The following is a 22,079-nucleotide window of genomic DNA, read 5'->3' on the forward strand; positions in this document are numbered from 1 at the left end:
GGCGCGAGGCGAATAGAATCGTCGAGATGTCCAAGACCGAACCCGTCGACCTCTCGGCGTTCTCCGTACCCGGATCCGGACGTGGGATCCTCGACGTGTTCAGCTACGGATACCTGCTGCGGCTGCTGGTGCGCAAGGGCATCCTGACGCGGTACCACGGCTCCGTCCTGGGCTGGGCCTGGTCGTACGTCAAGCCGACGGCGCAGTTCTTCATCTACTACGTCGTGATGGGAGTCTTCCTCAACCTCTCGCGAGGTATCGAGGCGTTCCCGATCTACCTGTTCTCGGGGATCGTGGTCGTCAACCTGTTCAACGAGGCCTTCGGCAATGCGACGAAGTCGATCGTCAACAACAAGGCGCTCGTCAAGAAGATCTACCTTCCACGCGAACTCTTCCCCATCGCGGACGTCTTCATCGCCTTCGTGCATTTCCTTCCGCAGCTCAGCATCCTCATCGTGGTGTGCCTGGTCTTCGGCTGGGTGCCGACCTTCGTGCAGCTCGCAGGGGCGTTGCTCGCCATCTTCATCGTGCTCCTCATCGCGACCGGGCTCGGCTTGTTCTTCGGCTCCATCAACGTCTCGTACCGTGATTCGCAGAACCTCGTCGACCTCATCCTCATGTTCGCGACCTGGACCTCCCCGGTGCTCTACTCGTTCACGATGGTGCGAGACAAGCTGCCGACCTGGCTGTTCGACCTGTACATGCTCAATCCGCTCACCTCGGCGGTGGAACTCTTCCACTCGGCGTTCTGGTTCCCCACGACGAGTGAGACCGCCGAACGACCCGAGCATCTCTGGTTCTTCGCCGGGATCTCGGTCGTCGTCGCTCTCGTCATGCTGCTCATCGGCCAGTTCGTATTCCGAAAGCTGGAGGGTCGCTTTGCCCAAGACCTCTGAACTCGAACCGCCTCGGATCATCGTCGAGGGCGTTCGGAAGACCTATACCCTCCGCCACACGCAGTCATTCAAGGAGACCTTCGTCGCCTGGCTCAAGCGCAAGCGGACCTCGACGTCGTTCCAGGCGCTCAACGGAATCGACATCACGGTCGGCGATTCCGAGGCGATCGCGTTGCTCGGCTACAACGGCTCCGGAAAGTCGACCCTGCTCAAGCTCGTCTCCGGCGTCTTGCGCCCCGACGCCGGTCGAGTCCTGACCCGCGGACGCGTCGCGGGTCTCATCGAGGTCGGCGCGGGCTTCCACCCCGACCTCTCCGGGCGCGAGAACGTCTACCTGAACGCCGCAATCCTGGGTATGTCGAAAGACGAGATCGATGCTCGCTTCGACGAGATCGTGGAGTTCAGCGAGATCGGTGAGTTCATCGACACTGAGGTGAAGCACTACTCCTCGGGCATGTTCGTGCGACTCGCATTCTCGGTCGCCATTCACACCGAGCTCGACATCCTCCTCGTCGACGAAGTGCTCGCCGTCGGCGATGCCCCGTTCCGTGAGAAGTGCAAGACGAAGATCCGTGAGATCGTCGCGGCCGGCAAGACGCTCTTCATCGTGAGCCATGACCTCGGGATGGTGTCCGACCTCTGCAGCAGGGGCATCGTGCTCCGGCGAGGCGAAGTGGTCTTCGACGGGGCTATCGGCGACGCGATCACGACGCTGAAGGCTTCCACCCGATGACCCCGTCCTCCTCGACCATCGCGATCATCCTCGCCGGCGGCATCGGCGTTCGCGTCGGTCTCGGCATGCCGAAGCAGCTCATCCGCATTGCGGGCAAAGCGATCGTCGAGCACACCCTCGAAGCGCTCGAAGCCAGCCCGCTCATCGACGAGGTGCTCGTCATGATGAACGCGGGCTCCCTCCACGAGCTCGACCACCTCAAGACCGACCCGCGGTTCACGAAACTCACCGCAGTGCTGCCCGGCGGCGAGACGCGCAACGACACCACCAAGCTCGCGCTCGCGGCGCTGCCGGACGACGGCGACGCGAAGGTCCTGTTCCACGACGCGGTGCGCCCGTTCGTCGACGAGCGCATCATCGAAGACTGCGTCACGGCGCTCGACGAGTACGACGCCGTCGACACCGCCATCCCCTCGGCCGACACGATCATCGAGGTCGACGAGGGGTCGATCATCACGGGCATCCCGGCGCGTTCGCGCCTGCGCCGCGGTCAGACCCCGCAGGCGTTCCGGCTCTCGACGATCCGGAGGGCGTACGAGCTCGCCGCGGGCGACCCCGACTTCGCCGCGACCGACGACTGCGGTGTGATCTTCAAGTACCTGCCCGACGTGCCGATCAAGGTCGTCGCAGGCACCGCCGAGAACATGAAGATCACCGAGCCGCTCGACATCCACATCGCCGACAAGATCTTCCAGCTGCAGACCACCTCGCTCACGTCGCACACGGCCGACGGCACCGACTCGCTCGATCTCTCCGGCAAGTCGGTCGTCGTCTTCGGCGGCAGCTACGGGATCGGTGCGAGCATCGCCGAGCAGGCGAAGGCCGCCGGAGCGCGCGTGCACTCGTTCAGCCGGTCGGCCACCGGCACCGATGTCACCTCGCGCAAGCAGGTGCGTCGTGCGCTGAAGGCCGCAGCCGCCGACGGCCCGATCGACTATGTCGTGATCACGGCGGGTGTGCTCTCGATCGCGAACCTCACCGACACCTCGAAGAAGCGGCTTCGCAACACGCTCGAGACGAACCTGCTCGCCCCGGCGAAGATCGCCCAGGAGGCGTATCCGTACCTCGAGGCGTCGAGGGGCCAGCTGCTGCTCTTCACGTCGAGCTCGTACACACGCGGCCGAGCCGGCTACAGCATGTACTCCGCGACGAAGGCGGGTGTCGTGAACCTCACGCAGGCACTCGCCGACGAATGGGCCGAGTCGGGGGTGCGCGTGAACTGCCTCAACCCGCAGCGCACCCGCACGCCGATGCGCACGAAGGCGTTCGGCGAGGAGCCGACCCACACGCTGCTCGACCCAGAGCACGTGGCGGCGGTGTCGCTGCGCCTGCTCGACTCGGACCTCACGGGCCAGGTCGTCGACGTGCAGGTCGCCTCGGCCAAGCGCTGAGGTCGCGGAGTCGCGATACGCGTCGCCGCTGGGCGTCGGCGCTGCTCGATACGAGAAGCGTCAGCCCTTGGGTTGCCGCTCGCCATGCTCGCGCAGGCGCTCGAAGACAAGGTCGTAGAGCTCGGCGATGCGGCGCGAATCGACCCGCAGTTCGTCGATCTCGGCGCGCAGCGCGTCGATCTCGCCCTGCAACCGAGCGACCTCGGCCGACTCGGGAACGGCCGGGCCTCGGCGCTTCAGCTTGCGCAGTGCCGCCTCGAACCGGTTCACCGTGCCTCCTCCCGGGCCGCTGACGCGGCCACCTTCGTACTGTAGAGCCTGACCGTGGCGACCGTGCGCGGTCCGGCGGCCGTCTTGCGCATCTGCCGGCTCTCGACGGCGCAATCGAGCCCGAAGGCGGATGCCTCGTCGCGGAGCCATTTCAGCGGCAGGTGCCACGTGTCGGGGCGATCGTGATCGTAGACGAACGATGCGTTCACCGAGAACGAGGCGAGTACGACCGAGCCCGCATCGATGAGGGCTCGAAGCATCAGGAACGTGTTCGCTCGAGCATCGCGAGTGAGCGTGTGCAGCACGTTCGAGAGCAGGAAATGCCGAGTGCCGCCGACGGCGAGCTCGTCGGCGATGAAGTCGAGCACCGCGCGCCGGTCGGCGAGGTTGAGGCGCTGCACGCTGAGCCCGGTGCGCGACGACGCCGCTGCGAGTGCCGCACGCGCGTAGTCGACGGCGACGACCCGGCGGCCTGCGGCAGCGAGCGACGCGGCGAGTTCGCCGTCGCCGCAGCCGAGGTCGATGATCCGGTCACCGGGACTCGTCGCCGCGAGCAGCCGCTCGACGTCGCCGTGCCAGTGGCGCGAACGCCCGAGCCTGATGTGACGCTCCCAGAAGTCTCGATTGAGGTCGTAGACGCCGAACCAGTTCTCGAAACGCCGCCGTGTCGACGACGGGGTGCGGAAGCGGAACGACGGGTCGGGCGTGCGCCATCCGGTGCCGTAGCAGAGTGCGAGCCAGGCGTCGCCGTCGGCGACTGACGGCACGGCCACGCCCTCGAGCGTCACCTCGCCGAGCGGCAGCAGCGACGCCGGCGCGAAGGTTCCACGCACGGCGATCGGCTGGTTGTAGACGCCCTGATCGTGGAAGCCGAGGAAGAGGTCGACGTGCACCGTCGATCCGAGCGGGTTGACCTGCCCTGCGGCGCCGCCGGACTCCTCGCCCGCGAACATCACCTGCAGGTGCGCGTCGCTGTGCCGGACGACCTCATGGCCCCGGTCGCGAATGCGGCGCTCGAGCGCGTACGACGCGATCGAGACGTCAGGCGGAGCCACCTCACCGAGGTAGACGAGCAGGTCGATGTCGTCGTCGTGCGCGAGGATGCGGCCTTCGCGGATCGCTCCGAGCAGCGTGCCACCGGTGATCGCCGCGGTATAGCCCAGTTCGTCGAGGTCGTCGAGCACGGTCTGCATCGACTCCATGAGCCGGCGATGCAATGCATCTGAGGGGGCGTCGGTGAGCTTGCCCCACTTGTCGATGATCTGCCCGGCGGCGACGAGCTCGGCGAGGCCCACCGCCCCGGGCTTCGCCGGCCACGAAAAACGGCCCTCCGCGAGCGCGAGACCGTTGCGCTGATCACGCAGCACGACGGTACCCGCTCCGTCGAGGTGGCTGTGCAGCACCGTGGGCCAGCGGACGTGCGCGGCCCGGCCGCCCGCCTCGGGCACCAGCGTGGTCCACAGCTTCCGGCCGTTGATCTCGACGTCGACCGTGCGGCCGATCGCGGGTGAGTCGAACCGCACGACGAGGCCCCGACGCCCGACTCTGAGCGATGCGCGCCGGGCACCGCGTCGGAAGAGAGTCACGAACACGCTTCCTTCGGGTCGGCGGACAATTGGCCAGGGGATGTCCCGAGTCTATGCGAACGCGTGCGATCCACCCATCCGCGGTCCGTTCCTCACGTCCCCGTTTCTGGGGGAGAATAGCCGGGAACGCGCACGACACCCCCGGGCGCCGACTGCCCGAACCCGATCGCGAAGGAGGTCGCGCGCGTGAAGACGAAGACCGCGCTGCGATACGCCGGCGGATACGGCCTTTCGGTGGCGATCAGCGGCGTCGTGAGTCTCGCGGTCATCCCGGCGATCATCGTCGCAGCGGGCGCCGATTCGTGGGCGACGATCGCGGTCGCGCAGGCCGTCGCGGGTTTCGCGTCCGTCTTCGCGGTGTACGGATGGGGCGTCGTCGGACCGACCGAGATCGCGAGCCGCCCCGACGCCGACCGCGGCGCGTACTACTTCGACTCCCTGCTCAGCCGGGTGTGGCTCTGCCTCGTGATCGTGCCGATCGCGATCGTCATCGCCGTCGCGATCGTCGACGGCGACGCACTGCTGGCGGCGCTCACGGTCGCGAGCGGCGTGCTCGTCGCGCTCGGCGCCGGATGGTTCTACGTCGGCGAGGCGAGCCCGATGCGCTTCCTGCTCATCGACACCATGCCGCGCATCGCGGGTACCGTCATCGGCGCGCTCGTGCTCGTCGCGACCGGCGACGTCATCGCATTCGCCGCGCTGCAGCTCGCGGGCGTCGTCGTGTCCGCGCTCATCGCGAACTGGAACATCCTCGCGAGGTACCGGGGGTGGCGCTTCGGACTCTCCCCGGTGCGCGCCGTGCGCAACCTGGCCGGCCAGGCGAGCCCCGTTGCGATGAGCGCGACGGCGTCGATCTACGTCAACGTGCCGATCGTGCTCATCGACCTCTTCCTGCCTCAGGCGACCGCCGTCTACGCACTCGCCGAGCGCATCGTCCGGCTCGCGCTCTACTCCACGCGCCCCGTGGTTCAGATCGCCCAGGGCTGGGTGCCGAACCCCCTTCCCGACGTGCAGTCGGCGCGCGCCCGGCGGGTCACCGCCATCGCGCTCGGCCTCGGCGCGGTCGGCGGCCTCGCCTATGCGCTCGCCGGTCCCTGGATCGGCGACCTGCTCTCCGGGGGCACGCTGACGATCCCGTTCGATCTCGCCGTCCCGATGGCCGTGAACCTCGCCGCGATCCTCGCCTCGCAGATCACGGGCTTCGCCTGCCTCACGGCGTTCGGCCTCACGAAGGCCCTCGCGACGAGCACGATCGTCGGTGCGATCGTCGGCACCCTCCTCATGTACCCGCTGTTGCTCTGGATCGGCGCGCCGGGCGTGGCGTGGGGCCTCGCCGTCGCCGAACTCTGCGTGCTCGGCGTCCAGCTCGTGACCCTGTCCCCCAGACTTCGCCGGGCCGAACCGGTAGGCTCGTAGTCGCGCGCCGCGGCGCGATACCACCCCCACACACACGGAGCACCGCAGCGTGAGCGCAACCTGGAACGAGATCCAACGCGTCGTCTTCCCACAGGACGCCGACCCCGATGTCATCTCGCTGTACGTCGACGCCGACGTCTGGGCGAAGGTCGGCGACCGCGAAGTCCGGGTGAGCGACCGCGCGCACCTCGACGACGTGCTCGGGCGCGATCGCTTCCGCATCTCCTCCGGCGAACGCGTCTCGTTCGCGAGCTACTTCAACGCCTTCCCCGCCTCGTACTGGCAGCAGTGGACGAACGTCGAGCGAATCCGCCTCTCGGTCGAGACGAGCGGCGAGGGCACCCTGCTCGTCTATCGCTCGACCGCACAGGGGGTCCCGCAGCGCGTCGCCTCCGAGCCGTTCGCAGGCACGGTGCGCCACGAGATCGAGCTGCCGGTGACGACCTTCGGCGACGGTGGCTGGTACTGGTTCGACATCGTGGCGGGCGACGCCGACGTGGTCGTCGCAGACGGCCGCTGGCAGACGGATGCCTCCGAGCTGCGCTCGGGCGGCGCCTCCATCGGCACCACGACCTTCAACAAGCCCGACTACTGCGTCAGCACACTCGAGGCCCTCGCCGGCGACGAGACGGCGCGCGACGTGATCGACCGCATCTACATCGTCGACCAGGGCAACCAGCGCGTCGTCGACGAACCCGGCTTCGACCAGGTCGCCGAACGTCTCGGTGACACGCTGACCATGATCGAGCAACCGAACCTCGGCGGCTCCGGCGGGTTCGCGCGGTCGATGGCCGAGACCCTCGAGGCTGACACGAGCGACTTCCTCATCCTGCTCGACGACGACGTCACGGTCGAGCCCGAGAGCATCGCACGCGCTGTGCGGTTCGCCCGGCACACGACCCGCCCCGTGGTCGTGGGCGGGCACATGTTCGACCTGCTGAACCGCCCGGTGCTGCACGCCTTCGCCGAGACGGTCGACCTCAAGCCGTTCGTCTGGCACGCCCAGCCGCACGACGAGGTCCCGCACGACTTCCGGTTCTCGAACCTTCGGCAGACGCGGTGGATGCACGCCCGCATGGACGCCGACTACAACGGCTGGTGGTTCTGCCTCATCCCGACCGAGGTCATCCGGTCGGTCGGGCTCTCGCTTCCGGCCTTCATCAAGTGGGACGACGCCGAGTACTGCCTGCGCGCCCGCGACGCCGGCTATCCGACGGTGACCCTGCCCGGAATGGCACTGTGGCACGTGTCATGGCTCGACAAGGACGACTCGATCGACTGGCAGGCCTACTTCCACGCCCGCAACCGAATCGTCGCCGGCCTGCTGCATTCCCCCTACCCCAACGGCGGGCTGCTCGCCCGCGACAGCGAGCGGTGGGACCTCAAGCACCTGCTCTCGATGCAGTACTACCCCGTGACCCTGCGCCATCGCGCGCTCCGCGACATCCTGTCGGGGCCCGTGCACATGCAGCTCGGCATGGCGACCATCCTCGGCGAACTCCGCGCCGCGGCCGCCGACTTCCCGGAGAAGACCGTGCTCCGGCACGAGTCCGAGATCCCGATGACGGTGGAGGGCAAACGCGTCTACCCGGTGCCGAAGACCGCGGCAGGACCGAAGGGACCGCGCGGCGTCGCGCTCGTGCTGTTCACCGTCAGGATGACCGTGCGCCAGTGGTTCACCCGGCCCGCGCCGAAGAACGTCGCAGAACCCCAGGTCGAGCTCGCCAAGCGCGACGGCACCTGGTTCCGGCTCCCCCACTTCGACAGCGCACTCGTGTCGACCGCGGATGGTTCCGGCAAGGTCCGGTACACGCGCGACCCGAAGACCTTCCGGCGCCTGCTGCGCGAGAGCCGGCGCCTGCACCGCGAGCTGCGCAAGCGCTGGCCCGAGCTCGCACGCGAGTATCGCGCTGCGCTGCCCGAGATCACCTCGCCCGAGGCGTGGGCGCCGCACTTCACGACGAAGAAGTAGTCGCCGACCCGACGAGAACGGCCCGAGGCATCCGCCCCGGGCCGTTCTCGTCTGCGATGTCAGCGCGCGAAGCGCTCCACGAGCCGGTTCTGGAACATGCTCAGTGCCGAACCGATCGCCATGTGCATGTCGAGGTACTGATAGGTGCCCAGGCGCCCGCCGAAGTACACGTCGGGCTCATGGTCCTGCAGCTCGCGATAGGCGAGCAGCGCCGCTCGGTCTTCGGGGGTGTTCACCGGGTAGTACGGCTCGTCGCCGTGCTCCGCGAAACGCGAGAACTCGCGCATGATGATCGTCTTGTCGGAGGGATACTCGCGCTCGGGATGGAAGTGGCGGAACTCGTGGATGCGGGTGAACGGCACCGAGGCATCCGCGTAGTTCATGACCGACGTGCCCTGGAAGTCGCCCACCGGCACGACCTCGCGCTCGAAGTCGAGGGTGCGCCAGCTCAGGTGCCCGGCCGACGAGTCGAAGTAGCGGTCGACGGGTCCGGTGTAGACGACGGGCACGTTGCCGACGACGGCCGCCTTGTTGAACGGCTGCGACGCGTCGAAGAAGTCGGTCGAGAGCCTGACGTCGATCTTCGGGTGGTCTGCCATCCGCTCGATCCATGCGGTGTAGCCGTCGACCGGCAGGCCCTCATGCGTGTCGTTGAAGTAGCGGTTGTCGTAGTTGTAGCGCACCGGGAGACGGCTGATGACCTCGGCCGGCAGCTCGGTCGGGTCGGTCTGCCACTGCTTCGCCGTGTAGTCGCGGATGAACGCCTCGTAGAGCGGGCGCCCGATGAGCGAGATCGCCTTCTCTTCGAGGTTCGCCGCCTGCTTGGTGTCGAACTCGTCGGCCTGCGAGGCGATGAGCGCCCGGGCCTCGTCGGGCGAGTAGGCGGCGCCGAAGAACTGGTTGATCGTGCCGAGGTTCACCGGCAGCGGGAACACGACGCCGTTGTGGTTCGTGTAGACCTTGTGCACGTAGTTCGTGAAGGTCGTGAAGCGATTGACGTACTCCCACACCTTCTCGTTCGAAGTGTGGAACAGGTGCGCTCCGTAGCGGTGCACCTCGATGCCGGTCGCAGGGTCGACCTCGCTGTAGGCGTTGCCGCCGATGTGGTCGCGACGGTCGATGACCTGCACGGTGAGGCCGAGCTCGTTCGCCGCACGCTCGGCGATGGTGAGACCGAAGAACCCCGACCCGACGACGACGAGATCGGTCATCGAGCGCCCCCCGCACCGATCACGAGCCGCGGCGTGCCGACCCAGCGGTCGGCGGCTGTGACGTTGCGGCCGTCGACGACGAGCCGCACGCCGGGCAGGTCGCTCGCGGCGAGGGTCTTGTAGTCGGCGTGGTCGGCCTGCACGATCGCGAGATCGACGGGCGCGCCGAGGTGGTACGCCGTCCATCCGTAGCGGGCGAGTTCGTCGTCGGTGTACATCGGGTCGTGGACGAGCACCTTCGCCCCGCGGGCCTCGAGCGCCTCGACGGTCGCGAAGACGCCGGAGAACGCCGTCTCCTTCACACCTCCGCGGTACGCGGCGCCGAGCACGACGGCGGTGAGGTCCGTGAGGTCGCCGAGCACGCCCGCGGCCTGGCCGACGAGCCGCTCGGGCATCGAGGCGTTGAGCAGGCGCGCGGTGCGCACGATCTCGGCGTCGCGGTCGGTCGAGAGGTAGAGGCGCGGATACACCGGGATGCAGTGCCCGCCGACGGCGATGCCGGGGCGGTGGATGTGGCTGAACGGCTGCGAGTTGCACGCCTCGATGACCGCGTAGACGTCGACGCCGATCTCGTCGGCGTAGAGCGCGAACTGGTTCGCGAGCCCGATGTTGACGTCGCGGTAGGTCGTCTCGGCGAGCTTCGCCATCTCGGATGCCTCGGGCGAGCCCATGTCCCACACGCCGTTGGCTCGGGCGAGGTCGGGGCGCTCGTCGAACTCGAGCACGGCCTCGTAGAACTCGACCGCACGGCGGGTGCCCTCGGGGCTCATCGCGCCGACGAGCTTCGGGTACTTGCGCAGGTCTTCGAACACCCGGCCCGTGAGCACGCGCTCGGGCGAGAACACGAGGTGGAAGTCGGTGCCCTCGGCCAAGCCCGAGATCTCCTCGATCATCGGCTTCCAGCGGCCGCGGGTGGTGCCGACCGGCAGCGTCGTCTCGTAGGAGACGAGCGTTCCGGGGGTGAGGTGCTCGGCGAGGGAGCGCGTCGCCGCGTCCATCCAGCCGAAGTCGGGCTCCCAGGTCGCGTCGTCGACGAACAGCGGCACCACGATGACGACCGCGTCGGCGCCCGGCACGGCGTCGGCGTAGTCGGTCGTCGCGCGCAGGCGCCCGGCGGGCACGAGCTCGGCGAGCTTCTCCTGGAGGTGGGCCTCGCCCGGGAAGGGCTCGGTGCCCGAGTTCACGAGGTCCACGACGGCCTGGTTGACATCGACGCCGATGACCTCGTGGCCCTGATCGGCGAACTGCACAGCAAGAGGGAGGCCGATCTTTCCGAGGGCCACGACGGCGATACGCATGGATAACATCTTAGGTCGACGAATCGGGCACGCCCGCACCGGGCGAGCCCCGGCGGACGACCGGGTAGACTGCATCAGGACATCGACGGTTGGGAGGCGCCGCAGCGTGAGTGCTCCGACGCCGACCCCCGCTTCCGCCGGCGAGCACCGCCCGCACCTCCTGTACGTCGCATGGGGGTTTCCCCCCTGCCGCGGCAGCGGTGTCTATCGTGCCTGGGCCACCGCGAACGCCTTCGCCGCGGCCGGCTGGGACGTCACGGTGCTGACGGCTCCGCGCGAGACCTTCACGATGTCGACGGGTATCGACGAATCCCTCGAGCGCACCGTCGACCCTTCCATCAGCATCGTTCGGGTGCCGTTCCACGCTGCAGCGTTCGAGAGCGACCTGCGCCGATGGCCTCGATCGCGTGCCGCGGCACCCGAGCTGTGGAACGTCCTCAACGCGCGTCGAGAACAGCGCACGTTCCCCGAGCGGACGTACGGCGGGTGGCGTCCCGCCCTTGAGTCGGCGGCCGTCGAGGTCCACGAGCGTCACCCGATCGACCTCGTCCTCGGCTCGGCGAACCCGCATGTCGACTTCATTCCCGGTCACGTCCTGCACGAGCGCTTCGGCGTGCCCTACGTGATGGACTACCGCGATGCCTGGCAGCTCGACGTCTTCAGCGGCGATCGCGTGTCGCCTGAGGGCAGCGCGGTGGCGCAATGGGAGCGCAGGCTCGTCGAGGACGCCCACGCCGTCTGGTTCGTCAACGAGCCGATCCTGCGCTGGCACGCCGACCTGTACCCGACCCGGGCCGACCGATTCCAAGTCGTCGCGAACGGCTACGACGCGCCTCCCGAGACGACGACCCGGCGACCCTCCCAGCAGGGTCTGGTCTTCGGCTACATCGGTACGATGTCGGCGGCCGTCCCGGTCGATCGGCTCATCGACGGGTGGCGCCTGGCTCGGACGCGCTCGCCGCTGCTCGCTGCCTCGCGCATCGAGCTCTGGGGCCACCTGAACCATGCCGGCACCCCCAACGAGGCGATCGCCCGACAGATGGGCGCCTTCGCCGAGAACGGCATCAGCTATCACGGGGCAGTCGCCAAGAAGGAGATCGGAGCCGTCTACGCGCGCTTCGACGCGCTCCTGCTCGCCCTCGGCACCGGTCGCTACGTGACCAGCGGCAAAGTGTACGAGTACGCGGCCACCGGGCTGCCCATCGTCTCGGTGCACGACCCCGGGAACGCGGCGAGCGACGTGCTTCGCGATGCTCCCGCCTGGTTCCCAGTCGCCGACCTCGAGCCGGAGACCATCGCCGACGCGCTGGTCGCGGCCTCTCACGCGGCGCTCGACCAGACCCCGGAGGAGCGCCGGGCCGCGCGCGAGTGGGCGACGCAGTTCCAGCGCGACCGGCAGCTCGGCCCCCAGATCGCATCGCTTCGCACAATGGTCGAGGATCGCCGCGCTGCGGGGGTTCCCCGATGAACATCGTGCTCTTCGCCCCATCCGGCGCCACGGCGTCGGCGATTCGGCAGCTCGCGCCGGACCCCGAGCGCGACCGGATCACCGTGGTCTCCCGGGCAGCGCCCGATGCCGACGTGCACTCGATCGTGCTGCAGCCGGCGCTGATGTCCCTCACGCGCAGTGCCGAGCGTGCCCTGGGCGGCTCCGCGGCCGGCCGCAACCTGCTGCGACTGAGCCCGCTCGACCCCGGGCGGCGATTCTCAGGCGCGGCCCGTCATCACCGGGAGCTTCGCGCACGCGTCGCCGCCGCCGACCTGATCGTCGCACTCGAGCGCGACGGGATCCTCGCCGCCTGGAAGAGCGTGCGACGCTGGGCCGGTGCCGACGCGAAGGCCGTCTACGGCATCGCCCCCGCGCGGACGCTCCTGGCCGCCGCGCGCGACTAGTCCGAGAGCGTCGCCGATTCCCACGCGAGGGTCGGAATGCGGCTCGGCACGACTCCGAGCTCGTCGACCATGCGCGAGACGTCGGCCCAGTTGGTGCTCGGCCCGCCGTCCTTCACGATGACCCGGGAGTCCTCGACCTGCAGCCGGTCGAGCAGCACCCGCGTCGAGACCGCCGCCCCCGCGCCCACGTTGATGACGCGATGACCTGAGTGCTCGGCATCGGCGGCCGCTCGAAGCACCGAGACGACGTCGCCCTGATGGATGTAGTCACGGACGAAGTGATCGGGGGCCAGGACCGTCGCCGGTGCGGCCGGGGTGGCGTGCACGAGCTTGTACACCAGGGAGTCTGGGAACGAGGGTCCGGCGATGTTGAAGATCCGGAGGGTCGTCACGGCCGCTTCGGGGCGATCCGCGGCGAGCCTGCGGAACAGCTCCTCCCCCGCGATCTTCGACGTCGCGTACGGGCTGTCACCGGCGAGTGCGGAGTCCTCCCGACGCGCCTCGGTCGCGGTCGTCCCGTAGACGGCACCTGACGACGCGTGCACGACCCGTCCGATGCGGGCTTCGCGCGCGGCACCCACGACGGCGGAGTCGATGAGCCGGTTCTGCACGACCAGGTCGTCGCCGTGCAGGACGGACGCGAGGTGCACGATGATCTCGGGCTCGACTCGCCGTGCGAGGTCGGCCACCGCCCCGGCATCCCGAAGGTCGATGACGATCTCGTCGTCGTGGTGCATGTCGGGTCGAGTCCGGCCGAGCGAGACCACTCGGGAACCGCGTTCGCGCAGGTCACGGACGAGCAGCCGACCGAGACGGCCCCGCCCGCCCGTCACGAGGATCGTGTGCTCGGGGATGCCTCCGGTCACGACCCTGCCTGCGGCAGGCGCGGGTCGATGTTGAACCCCATCTGCACGAGCGCGGCTCGCGCGTCCTCGTCGGAGAGGTCGCCCGCGCGCCCACGATCGAGCGTCCGTCGGATCTCCGCCACCGGCACGTCCATCTCCTCCTCCACCTGGAGGATGAACACCTTGCTGTTGGCCGTGCTCGTGGCGAGTTCGGGGTTGTACGTGAGTTCCTCGTAGAGCTTTTCGCCCGGGCGGAGCTGGGTGACCTCGATGTCGATGTGCGGCGCCGTCGCCTTCACGAGACTCTCGGCCAGATCCATGACGCGCACCGGCTCGCCCATGTCGAGCACGCAGATGTCGCCGTTCGCGCCCAGCAGGGCCGACTGGATGATGAGATGGGCCGCTTCGTCGATCGTCATGAAGAAGCGCGTGACATCGGGATGGGTGACCGTGAGCGGTCCGCCCTGCTCGATCTGTCGTCGGAACGTCTCCATCACGCTGCCGTTGCTCTGGAGGACGTTCCCGAATCGCACGGCCGTCAGCTTCGTCGCGCCCGAGTCGCGCGCGAGGTCGCCGAGGAGGAGTTCACCCAGTCGTTTCGTGGCACCCATGACGTTGGCCGGTCGCACCGCCTTGTCGGTCGAGACATAGACGGCATGACTCGCCCCGGATGCGATCGCCTGGCGCAGGACGTTCTCCGCCCCGAGCGCGTTGTTCGCAATCGCCTCGGACGGGTTCTCCTCCATCAGCGGCACGTGCTTGTAAGCCGCGGCGTGGAAGACGAGCTCGGGACGCGCGGCGTCGAAGATCCGCTCGAGTCGACGGACGTTCTTCACGTCCGCGACGGCGACCTCCAGCCGCTCGTCGTCGAGTCGGTTCGCGAGGTGGAACAGGCCGGTCTCCCACCAGTCGACGGCGACGACCGTCGCGACGTCGAGGTTGAGCAGGTGTTCCACCAGCCGGGACCCGATCGAGCCGGCCGCCCCGGTCACGAGGACCCTGCGGCCCTCCACCATCCGTCGGGCGTCCAGCATGTCGTGCTTGACCGGCCGACGCCCGACCAGTTGGAGGACGTCGACGTCGGTCAGGTCGCTGACGCTGACGGTCTCACGGCTGATCGTGTCGTAGGTCCGAGGCAGCATCGACAACTGGAGGCCGGTCTGCTCCAGCCCCGTGAGGAACTCGCGCAGCCCGGCCGCATCGATCGTCGGGATGGCGAAGTACACCGAGTCGACGGCGTGGTCGCGGACGACACGATTGACATCCGAGAGGCGGCCGAGCACCTGCGGGTCCTGCTTCACGTCGTCGAGGAACCCGACGACCTCATCTCCGAGCGCCTTCGCATCGTCGGCGATCCCGATGCCGGCGGTGCCGTACCCGACGACCAATACCCGGCTCATTGCGCTCGTTCCAGCCACCTGTTCACTCCCCGATCCTATCCGATCCCTCGTCGACGTCCTGCGGCCGGCTCCCGGTCAGGCGCGCCATGATCCGCTCCTCGACGGCGATGTCGGCATCGGAGGACAATCGTTCCGCCGCGGCATCCGCCGCCTGCTTGAACGCCGCAATCTGCTCACGCGAGAGGGCGGAGATGGTCGCCGTGAGGTCGTCGGCCTCGTAACCGGCGGTCACGGCTCCGATGCCGTTGTCGTCGATGACGCGACTGGTCTCGTCCCCCGGTCCGAAGACGACCCCGATCCGCGCCTGGACGAAGTCGAAGAGCTTGTTCGGCAATGCGAGGCGGTGATTCGGCGTGTGCGGCGGGAGCAGGTACACCCCGAGGTCGTAGGGGTTCAGCGCTGCGGGGAGTCCGCTCGGAGTCGTGGGCTCGTGCAACGTCGTGCGGGGGCTCGCCTCGATCCTGGCGAGCAGCTTCTTCCAGTACGCATCGCCCTGCCGGGCTGCGATCAGGAAGAGATCGAGGCTGTAGCCGTCCCCCAGGTCGTCGACCGCATCGATGAGCGCTTCGATGTTGCGACCCGGCACCGCGCCTCCGCTGTGCACGAGCCGGATGCGGTCGTTCTCCATCGGCGACGGCCCCAGTCCGTCGGCGAACGGCCTGGCGTTCCGCACGAGCTCGGTGGTGACGCCGTAGCGCTCCTCGTACATCGAGCAGATGGCCGCACCCACGGACGTCGCGACATCGACCCGCGGAAGGTAGCGTGCGCACACCCAGTCCATGAACGGAGCGACCAGGAGTCGCCACGACAGCACGTGGGAGCGCTCGGCCGGGGCCCACTCGTGCAGGTCGCACCAGATCTTCGGCGAACCCGCCACGGTGAACGCCAGGGGAAGCGCGCGGGCCTCGTTGGCGACGACGACGTCGAACTCGCGGCCAGCGAGCAGCCGATGCGCCGCCTTCACCGCGGGCGCATCGAGCTCGACCGATGCATAGCGGCGGAGACCCAGCTTCAGCACGCCGCCGAGGGTCTGGGGCAGCGACGGCAGCGCGCTGTCGATCTCGATGTGATCGTCCGCGGCGGCAGGACGTGGCCCGTAGGACAGCGTCGTGACGTGCCCGTAGCGCGACAGCACGTCGAGCTGCCGGAGCACGCGCGCGTCAGCGGTGATGTCCGAGAAGGAGATGCAGAGGATGCGGGCTGGTCGGGATGCTGTCATGGTCGCTCCTGATCACTGGCTTCGGATGCGGCGGAGGTGCCGAGGAACTCGGACAGCGTCCTCGCAGACGCTCGCCCGTCGTGGACCGCCTCGACGAAGGCGCGCCCGGAGGCCGCCATCGCCCGCGCACCCGCCCGATCGTCGAGGAGGGCGAGCACGGTCTCCTCGACCGCGTCGATGCGCGACTCGACGATGGGCAGCTCCCGGCCGGTCGCCCGCTGGACCTCGGTTCGCACGCGGTCGGAGACGTGACCGACGACGACGCGGCCGGCGGCCATGGCCTCGCAGGCAGCGACGCCGTAGTCTCCCAGGCGGAACTGGTCGAGCACGATGTCCGCGGCCCGATAGACCCCCGGCATCTCCGTTGCGGGCACGCCTTCGAGGCGGCGGTACCGGATGACGCCACGCGCATCCAACCGTTGAAGCCGGGCGTCGATCGAGGGATCGCCCTTCATCGCCGGATTGCTCGGGGCGTAGGCGACGACCGGGCGGTCCGAGGTGAGCGGCGCGTCGGGTGCGGTCCACGAGTCGATGTCGACGACGACGGGGAGCCAGACCGCCCGCGGGACGTCGAGGAGACCCGGCGTCGACACGAAGACCGGGAAGTCGGATTCGGCGACCGCCTCGAGGTTCGCCGCGGCGTTGCGTTCGAGCCTGGCGGTCTGATCGTCGGGATAGGAGCCGGAACGCCCGAACGGCGAGTCGGGTTCGCTCCGGGCATGCGCGCTCGGGAGCCGGATGTCGCTCCCGTGCCAGAGGAACGCGACGGACAGGCCCGATCGCGACAGCTCGCGGAGCGGGTCCGCCGCCGATCCCCCGAGCGCGCCGCGGAACGGGTGCCGACCGGACTCGATCAGCGCGTGCGAGAACCCCTCGACGAGTTCGCGGCGCTGGGCGCGCTGCCAGCGCCGCGAGAAGACGGTGGCCGCCAACGGCACCGCGACGTCCACCGGGAACGCAGGGTTCCGAGCCCCGCGCGGAATCGTCGCGAGGCTGACGGCCGCGGCCCCGTCGAGGTCGTTCCGGATGGCGTTGGCCCACCGGAACCCCTGCCCTGCGGAGTTCGCCGGACCGATGAACACGGCGACCCGTGACGACGGGGCGACGGCGACCGCCAGGCCGGTCGGATCCCAGCGCAACCCCGATGGAAGGACCCGGAGCAGCAGCGGCTCGGGAACGAGGCGAGCGAGCATCGGCGCCAGAGGGGCGAGGACGGAGCCGAGACCGCTCACCGGTGTGCGATCCTGGTCCGCGCCGCGGCGTACCCGCGCACGGCGACCGTGGTCGAACCACCGCGCTCGCCGCGCTGCAGCCACTTCCATGCTGCGAACCCGGCGTCGCGTTCGGCGGCGATGATCATGTCCGCGTCCCCGATCCGGCGCTCCACCTCTGCAGCCGAAGCCGAAGCGCGCCAGAATCGAACGCCGCCGTCGAGCGGCAGGACCCGCACGAGCATCCGTCCCGGCAACGTGTGGGAGAGCGCCGCGACCAGCCTGGCGGATCGGTGCGACTGCCGCAGGGTCACCCACCCGTCGGTCTCCGGCACGGCGGGGCCGCTCCAGCAGACCACGGTCACGCTGTCCTCGTCGGTCAGCCCCGGGAGGTCCTCGGCCGAATGGCGCCCGCTGGGCGCGAGCACGACGATGTTCATCGGCCACCACCGTTCACCGGGAGCAAGCGATCGACACCGTCGACGGCGGCCTCGAGCTGATGCCCGCGCTCCCAACGGGCTCCCCATGAGATCGCGTCAGCCCTCGATCCGTCGGTCTGCGCGCGTGCCTGCGCGGCGCCGGCGATGAGCGCATCGGCGATGTCGTCGGCGGCCATCGAGGCCGACGGCGACCACGCAGGCGAACCCGCCATGACCGCCGACGCCGCACTCGACGGATCGTGCACCGAGACGACGGGGAGGCCGGTCGCCGCGAATTCGAAGACCTTGCCGCTCGTCACCCCGGGCCCGCTCGCCAGGGCGAGCACCAGCGCGTCGAAGGTTGCGTACACCTCGGGGATCTGCGCCTTCGCCACCGGCCCCTCGTAGGTGATGCCGACCGCGGAACCGCGCTGCAGGAAGCTCTCCAGATGTTCGCCGGCGATCCCAGTCCGCCCGAGGTGGCCTCGAAGCACGAGCCTCGCCCGCGCCAGTTCGGGCGAGCGCTCGCGGGCCCGCACCCAGCCCGCCAGGAGTTCCTCGGCGGGGAACTGGCCGTGGTTGATGGTGCCGATGTAGCCGAACGTCAGCGGACGATCCGGGGCTGCGGACACGAGGGGAACGGCGGGCGAGACGCCGTCGATGGTGTCGAACCCGTTGGGGACCACCCGCATCCGCTCGCTCGACCGAGGGTACTTCGCGGCGTGCCAACCACGAATCGGCTCGTTCACGAACCAGATCTGGTCCGCGGACTCGATCAGTCGGGACTCCCAGCGCTCCGCACGTCGCGTCGCGCGCGGATTCCGCCCGCCGGTGAAGACGTCGATCGTCCAGGCGTCGCGGTAATCCATGATGTTCCGAACCCCGTGCCGGCGCTTCAGGTGCCAGCCGGGGATGAAGTCGACGGACGGGCTCGCCGTGCCGAGTGCGACGTCGACGCGTCGCGCGCGGTGAATCTCCTCGGCGGCCCGCACGAGCTCGCGACGCCATCCGCCGAAGCCCGCCTCCGGGAACGGAAGTCCGCGCACAGCACCCCAGAGTTCGGGGAATCGCGCCTGCGCGCGCGTCCAGTCGCCGACGTCGCTCGCGTACAGGCCGGAGGAGAACGGCACCTCGACCCTGCGCACCCGTTCGCCGACCTGGGCGGACAGCGACGCGTCGATGAGTCCCTCATCGGAGAAGAGCTTCCGTGGAGCGGTGAGGACGGTCACCTCCCATCCGCGCGCCGCGAAGGCGTTCGCGAGTCCGATGGCACGGTACACACCGCTGGTTCTGGCCGGCGCGAACGCCCATGCGGTGAGCAGGAGGTGGCGCCCGCTCATGGTGTCCGCCCCAGGAACGGCGCGAGCACGCGCGCCGACAGTTCCCCGTTGTGGACGGCCTCGACGAAGGCAGGACCGGCGTTCGCGATCGGCCGATACGCCTCGGGACGCTCGGCGACGTCACGGAGCACCTCTTCAAGGGTGTCGGGTGTCGCCTCGACCACCGGCACCTCGCGTCCGCTCACCTGCTGGATGTGGTCCCGGACCTGATCGTGGAGATGCGCGATCACCAGTCGACCCGCCGCCATCGCCTCGATCGACGTCGTCGCGTAGATGCCGAGGGTGAACTGGTCGAGGACGATGTCGGCGTCCGAGTAGCGACCCGGCATCTCGTTCGCGGGGACCTTGACGATCCGCTGGTAGTCGACGACCTTCTCGTCGGACAGGCGATTCACGATCGGCTCGATGAGCGCGGTGCCCTTCACCGCCGGGTTCGTCGGAGCGTGCAGGACCACTGGCGTTCCGCCGGACAGCGCTTCGCGTTCCGCCTTCCACTCGGCCGGATCGACCACGATCGGAAGCCACGACGCCGCCGGCCAGTCGAGCAGGAGTTCGGGCGTCGCGACGAAGGAGGGCGCGTCGAGCCGGGCGAAGAGCTGCCGGTTCTTGAGCGCGCGCGCCTCGAGCGCTCGGATCCAATCCTGATCCGCGTCCCGGAACGGCGACCACTTGTCGACCTGGGCGTGGCGGCTGGGCAGGCGCAGGTCCGTTCCGAGGCTCGCGAGGCCGACCGCGAGCCCGCGGTCGCGCAGCCAGATCGCCTCTCGTTCCACGAACCCCTGGAAAGCGAGGCCGAAGAGGTGCCGCTCCGCCTCGATGAGCACATGCGTGAACCGCTCCGCCACGGCGTCCCGCTGCCGCCGCCCCCAGTCCCCCGACGAGGTGAACACCATCTCGGGAACGGAGTAGTCGGCCGGGAATCCGAAGTCGCCGCGTGTGCGGTACTGCATGTTGACGGCGCCGACACCCGGCAAACGCTCGGCCGAGCGTGCCCAGCGGTAGCCCTGGGCGGCGAAGTTCGCGGGGGCGACGTAGAGGCGGGCTTCGCCGGAGGGTGCGGTCACCGGCGGCGGGACGTCCGCGGGCGAGAACCGGCGCGACGGCGGCCGGAGCCAGCGCGAGACCCGATCGGGCAGCCGTCCGACGACGAGTCGGTACGCGATCCCGGCCTTCCGCTTGATGCCCGTCAGGACGCCGGTCATGCGAGCCCGGCCAACTTCGCCTGCGCCGCGAACTCAGGACTCTGCGCCACGACCGTCGCGAAATCGCCCTGCGCCGCCACCGTTCCGTCCTTCATGAACAGGACGACATCGGAATCGCGGATCGTGCTGAGGCGGTGCGCGACGGCGATCACGGTGACGTCGCCGCGCAACTCCCGGATCGCCGAGGCGACGTCGGATTCCGTCTTCGTGTCGAGCGCGCTCGTCGCCTCGTCGAGGACGAGGACGAGCGGATCGGTGTAGAGCGCACGGGCGATGCCGAGGCGCTGGCGCTGGCCGCCGGAGAGCGTGAGCCCACGCTCGCCGACGCGCGCATTCAGGCCGTCCGCACGCTGCTCGATCACGCTCCACAACTGAGCACGGCGGGCGGCCTGCTCGGCTCGGGCCAGGTCGACGTCGTCACCCCACGTCAGGGCGATGTTCTGCGCGATCGTGCCGTCGAAGAGCGTCACCTCCTGCGGGACGAACGCGACGTGCTTGCGCCAGGCATCCATCACGTCCTCGAGCGGCAGCCCGTCGATGCGGATCTGTCCACCGGTCGGCGTCAGCAGGCCGAGCAGCAGGTCGATGAGGGTCGACTTGCCTGCGCCCGAGGCACCCGCGATGCCGATCGTCGATCCCATCGGAACACGCAGGTCGACCTCGCGCACCGCCGGGATGTCGCTGCCGGGGAAGGTGAACGCGACGTCCGTCAGTTCGAGCACTCGGGGCTGGCCCGGCAGCGGCGCCTTGCCGAGCACCTCACGATCGGCGAGGAACTTCGTCGACGCCTCGATGTCGGCGACCACCGCATCGACGTACGGGACGGACGTCATGGTCCGGGTGATGACCGCTTGGAAGCCGGTGAGTGATGGAACGAGCCGGAATCCGGCGATGCCGAAGAGCGCGATCGCGGCGATGGCCTCCTCCCGTCCCCCGAAGAGGAACGCGACTCCGCCGACGATGAGGAAGCCGCCGATGATCGCCGCATCGAAGATGAACCGCGGGACCGTCGAGAGGAAGCTCGCGTTCGCGCGCGCCTGCGCGGTCTGGGCGCGATTCCTCCGGATGACCTCGCTGACCTCGTCCGCCTTGTCCCGCAGGGTGATCTCCTTCAGGGACGCGACCATCCCCGAGATCAGCGCCGCGACGCGCAACGACGAATCGCGAGCGACCCTGCCCGCCTGTCGCGTCTTGCCGCTCAGCACGACGTACTGCAGCATGGCGATGCCGCCCAGGTAGACGACCGTCACGAGCGCCGTCGCCGGCTGCGCGAACACGATGACGCCGACCACGCCGACGGAGGTCACCAGGAGGCCCAGCAGCGTCGTGAGCGGCAGCAGGAAGCCGGCCACGACGTTGGCGATGCCGCTGTCGGTCATGGCGACGATCTGCGCGCTGTTGCGCGACAGTCGGTCCGTCCAGGACGCGCGAATGTATGCGCCGAAGAGCTGCTGGCCGATCGCGAGCTCGTAGGAGGCGAACCGCCGCGTGGCGATCCACTGGAGCCAGACGTTGGCCGCCGACTTGCCGATGACGACCAGGGCGAGGATGAGGACCAGCCACAGCACCTGGGCTTCGTCGATCGCGCCGATGACGGGCAGCGACAACGGACCACCGGCGATCACCGCGGCGAGCGTCAGGGCGAGCAGCATCAACGCCACGACGTCGACGACGGCGAGCCCCGCGGATACCAGTGAGAACACGAGGAGGAACCGCCGGGCCGAGTGCGGCAGGAACGGCAGGAGCCGCCGAAGCGTGCGAGCGATCTGCTTCATGG

At 69.2% G+C, this 22,079-nt stretch carries 19 protein-coding genes; 7 read left to right on the plus strand and 12 right to left on the minus strand.

Going from position 1 to position 22,079, the window contains the following annotated elements; all coding sequences use genetic code 11:
- Positions 1-26: 26 nt before the first annotated feature.
- Genes ACWGPE_RS04160 through ACWGPE_RS04170 form a run of 3 tightly spaced genes read left to right on the plus strand, consistent with a single transcriptional unit; the run spans position 27 to position 3,020 of the window.
- Positions 27-896, plus strand: a complete 870-nt coding sequence (locus ACWGPE_RS04160; RefSeq protein ID WP_231431576.1) for an ABC transporter permease — start codon at positions 27-29, stop codon at positions 894-896.
- Positions 880-1,629 (plus strand): ABC transporter ATP-binding protein, encoded by a 750-nt coding sequence (locus ACWGPE_RS04165; RefSeq protein WP_231431577.1) that lies wholly within the window; start codon positions 880-882, stop codon positions 1,627-1,629. The genes ACWGPE_RS04160 and ACWGPE_RS04165 overlap by 17 nt, the downstream gene beginning before the upstream one ends.
- Complete coding sequence (locus ACWGPE_RS04170; RefSeq protein WP_452048200.1) at positions 1,626-3,020, plus strand: SDR family NAD(P)-dependent oxidoreductase; 1,395 nt, start codon at positions 1,626-1,628, stop codon at positions 3,018-3,020. The genes ACWGPE_RS04165 and ACWGPE_RS04170 overlap by 4 nt, the downstream gene beginning before the upstream one ends.
- A gap of 60 nt (positions 3,021-3,080) precedes the next feature.
- Here the strand turns inward: ACWGPE_RS04170 and ACWGPE_RS04175 are convergent, their stop codons facing one another.
- Positions 3,081-3,290, minus strand: coding sequence for a hypothetical protein (locus ACWGPE_RS04175; protein WP_231431579.1), 210 nt, complete (start codon positions 3,288-3,290; stop codon positions 3,081-3,083).
- Positions 3,287-4,876 (minus strand): methyltransferase domain-containing protein, encoded by a 1,590-nt coding sequence (locus ACWGPE_RS04180; RefSeq protein ID WP_231431580.1) that lies wholly within the window; start codon positions 4,874-4,876, stop codon positions 3,287-3,289. Before ACWGPE_RS04180 ends, ACWGPE_RS04175 begins: the two co-directional genes overlap by 4 nt.
- A 186-nt stretch (positions 4,877-5,062) precedes the next feature.
- Between ACWGPE_RS04180 and ACWGPE_RS04185 the strand changes: the two genes are divergently transcribed.
- Both ACWGPE_RS04185 and ACWGPE_RS04190 read left to right on the plus strand, forming a co-directional pair.
- On the plus strand, positions 5,063-6,292 hold the full coding sequence (locus ACWGPE_RS04185; RefSeq protein ID WP_452048201.1) for a lipopolysaccharide biosynthesis protein: 1,230 nt from the start codon (positions 5,063-5,065) through the stop codon (positions 6,290-6,292).
- A 49-nt stretch (positions 6,293-6,341) separates the two neighbouring features.
- The gene (locus tag ACWGPE_RS04190) at positions 6,342-8,264 is read left to right on the plus strand and encodes a glycosyltransferase (RefSeq protein WP_231431582.1); all 1,923 of its coding nucleotides are present in this window, start codon (positions 6,342-6,344) and stop codon (positions 8,262-8,264) included.
- 59 nt (positions 8,265-8,323) lie between these two features.
- Here ACWGPE_RS04190 and glf read toward each other — a convergent pair whose 3' ends face one another.
- Positions 8,324-9,475: a UDP-galactopyranose mutase gene (glf, locus tag ACWGPE_RS04195; RefSeq protein ID WP_231431583.1), complete on the minus strand. Its 1,152-nt coding sequence runs from the start codon at positions 9,473-9,475 to the stop codon at positions 8,324-8,326.
- Positions 9,472-10,773: a nucleotide sugar dehydrogenase gene (locus tag ACWGPE_RS04200; RefSeq protein WP_452048202.1), complete on the minus strand. Its 1,302-nt coding sequence runs from the start codon at positions 10,771-10,773 to the stop codon at positions 9,472-9,474. Before ACWGPE_RS04200 ends, glf begins: the two co-directional genes overlap by 4 nt.
- Positions 10,774-10,879: 106 nt before the next feature.
- Between ACWGPE_RS04200 and ACWGPE_RS04205 the strand changes: the two genes are divergently transcribed.
- Complete coding sequence (locus ACWGPE_RS04205) at positions 10,880-12,241, plus strand: glycosyltransferase (protein WP_452048203.1); 1,362 nt, start codon at positions 10,880-10,882, stop codon at positions 12,239-12,241.
- Positions 12,238-12,666 (plus strand): hypothetical protein, encoded by a 429-nt coding sequence (locus tag ACWGPE_RS04210; RefSeq protein ID WP_231431586.1) that lies wholly within the window; start codon positions 12,238-12,240, stop codon positions 12,664-12,666. Before ACWGPE_RS04205 ends, ACWGPE_RS04210 begins: the two co-directional genes overlap by 4 nt.
- On the opposite strand, the gene ACWGPE_RS04215 is transcribed toward ACWGPE_RS04210, so the two are convergent.
- The 8 genes from ACWGPE_RS04215 to ACWGPE_RS04250 are packed head-to-tail and all read right to left on the minus strand — an operon-like array spanning position 12,663 to position 22,077.
- A complete protein-coding gene (locus ACWGPE_RS04215; RefSeq protein ID WP_452048204.1) occupies positions 12,663-13,532 on the minus strand; it encodes an NAD-dependent epimerase/dehydratase family protein in 870 nt (289 codons plus the stop codon). The genes ACWGPE_RS04210 and ACWGPE_RS04215 overlap by 4 nt on opposite strands.
- A complete protein-coding gene (locus tag ACWGPE_RS04220; protein WP_231431588.1) occupies positions 13,529-14,911 on the minus strand; it encodes a polysaccharide biosynthesis protein in 1,383 nt (460 codons plus the stop codon). Before ACWGPE_RS04220 ends, ACWGPE_RS04215 begins: the two co-directional genes overlap by 4 nt.
- A 22-nt stretch (positions 14,912-14,933) precedes the next feature.
- Positions 14,934-16,130: a glycosyltransferase family protein gene (locus ACWGPE_RS04225; RefSeq protein WP_231431589.1), complete on the minus strand. Its 1,197-nt coding sequence runs from the start codon at positions 16,128-16,130 to the stop codon at positions 14,934-14,936.
- Positions 16,127-17,362, minus strand: a complete 1,236-nt coding sequence (locus tag ACWGPE_RS04230) for a glycosyltransferase family protein (RefSeq protein ID WP_231431590.1) — start codon at positions 17,360-17,362, stop codon at positions 16,127-16,129. The genes ACWGPE_RS04225 and ACWGPE_RS04230 overlap by 4 nt, the downstream gene beginning before the upstream one ends.
- Entirely contained in the window at positions 17,359-17,781 is a 423-nt protein-coding gene (locus ACWGPE_RS04235) for a hypothetical protein (RefSeq protein WP_231431591.1), read from the minus strand. The genes ACWGPE_RS04230 and ACWGPE_RS04235 overlap by 4 nt, the downstream gene beginning before the upstream one ends.
- Positions 17,778-19,100 (minus strand): glycosyltransferase, encoded by a 1,323-nt coding sequence (locus ACWGPE_RS04240; protein ID WP_452048205.1) that lies wholly within the window; start codon positions 19,098-19,100, stop codon positions 17,778-17,780. The genes ACWGPE_RS04235 and ACWGPE_RS04240 overlap by 4 nt, the downstream gene beginning before the upstream one ends.
- Positions 19,097-20,302, minus strand: a complete 1,206-nt coding sequence (locus ACWGPE_RS04245; protein ID WP_452048206.1) for a glycosyltransferase — start codon at positions 20,300-20,302, stop codon at positions 19,097-19,099. Before ACWGPE_RS04245 ends, ACWGPE_RS04240 begins: the two co-directional genes overlap by 4 nt.
- Positions 20,299-22,077, minus strand: coding sequence for an ABC transporter ATP-binding protein (locus ACWGPE_RS04250; protein WP_231431594.1), 1,779 nt, complete (start codon positions 22,075-22,077; stop codon positions 20,299-20,301). The genes ACWGPE_RS04245 and ACWGPE_RS04250 overlap by 4 nt, the downstream gene beginning before the upstream one ends.
- Positions 22,078-22,079 lie beyond the last annotated feature (2 nt).

The sequence above is a fragment of the Agromyces sp. NPDC055658 genome (genome assembly GCF_053618155.1).

Bases quoted from the DNA above. Each gene is read 5' to 3' on its own strand.
- glf (WP_231431583.1), bottom strand. From the start codon at position 9,475: ATGACCGATCTCGTCGTCGTCGGGTCGGGGTTCTTCGGTCTCACCATC.
- ACWGPE_RS04200 (WP_452048202.1), bottom strand. From the start codon at position 10,773: ATGCGTATCGCCGTCGTGGCCCTCGGAAAGATCGGCCTCCCTCTTGCT.
- ACWGPE_RS04250 (WP_231431594.1), bottom strand. From the start codon at position 22,077: ATGAAGCAGATCGCTCGCACGCTTCGGCGGCTCCTGCCGTTCCTGCCG.
- ACWGPE_RS04210 (WP_231431586.1), top strand. From the start codon at position 12,238: ATGAACATCGTGCTCTTCGCCCCATCCGGCGCCACGGCGTCGGCGATT.
- ACWGPE_RS04160 (WP_231431576.1), top strand. From the start codon at position 27: ATGTCCAAGACCGAACCCGTCGACCTCTCGGCGTTCTCCGTACCCGGA.
- ACWGPE_RS04240 (WP_452048205.1), bottom strand. From the start codon at position 19,100: ATGAGCGGGCGCCACCTCCTGCTCACCGCATGGGCGTTCGCGCCGGCC.
- ACWGPE_RS04170 (WP_452048200.1), top strand. From the start codon at position 1,626: ATGACCCCGTCCTCCTCGACCATCGCGATCATCCTCGCCGGCGGCATC.
- ACWGPE_RS04220 (WP_231431588.1), bottom strand. From the start codon at position 14,911: ATGAGCCGGGTATTGGTCGTCGGGTACGGCACCGCCGGCATCGGGATC.
- ACWGPE_RS04235 (WP_231431591.1), bottom strand. From the start codon at position 17,781: ATGAACATCGTCGTGCTCGCGCCCAGCGGGCGCCATTCGGCCGAGGAC.
- ACWGPE_RS04245 (WP_452048206.1), bottom strand. From the start codon at position 20,302: ATGACCGGCGTCCTGACGGGCATCAAGCGGAAGGCCGGGATCGCGTAC.
- ACWGPE_RS04225 (WP_231431589.1), bottom strand. From the start codon at position 16,130: ATGACAGCATCCCGACCAGCCCGCATCCTCTGCATCTCCTTCTCGGAC.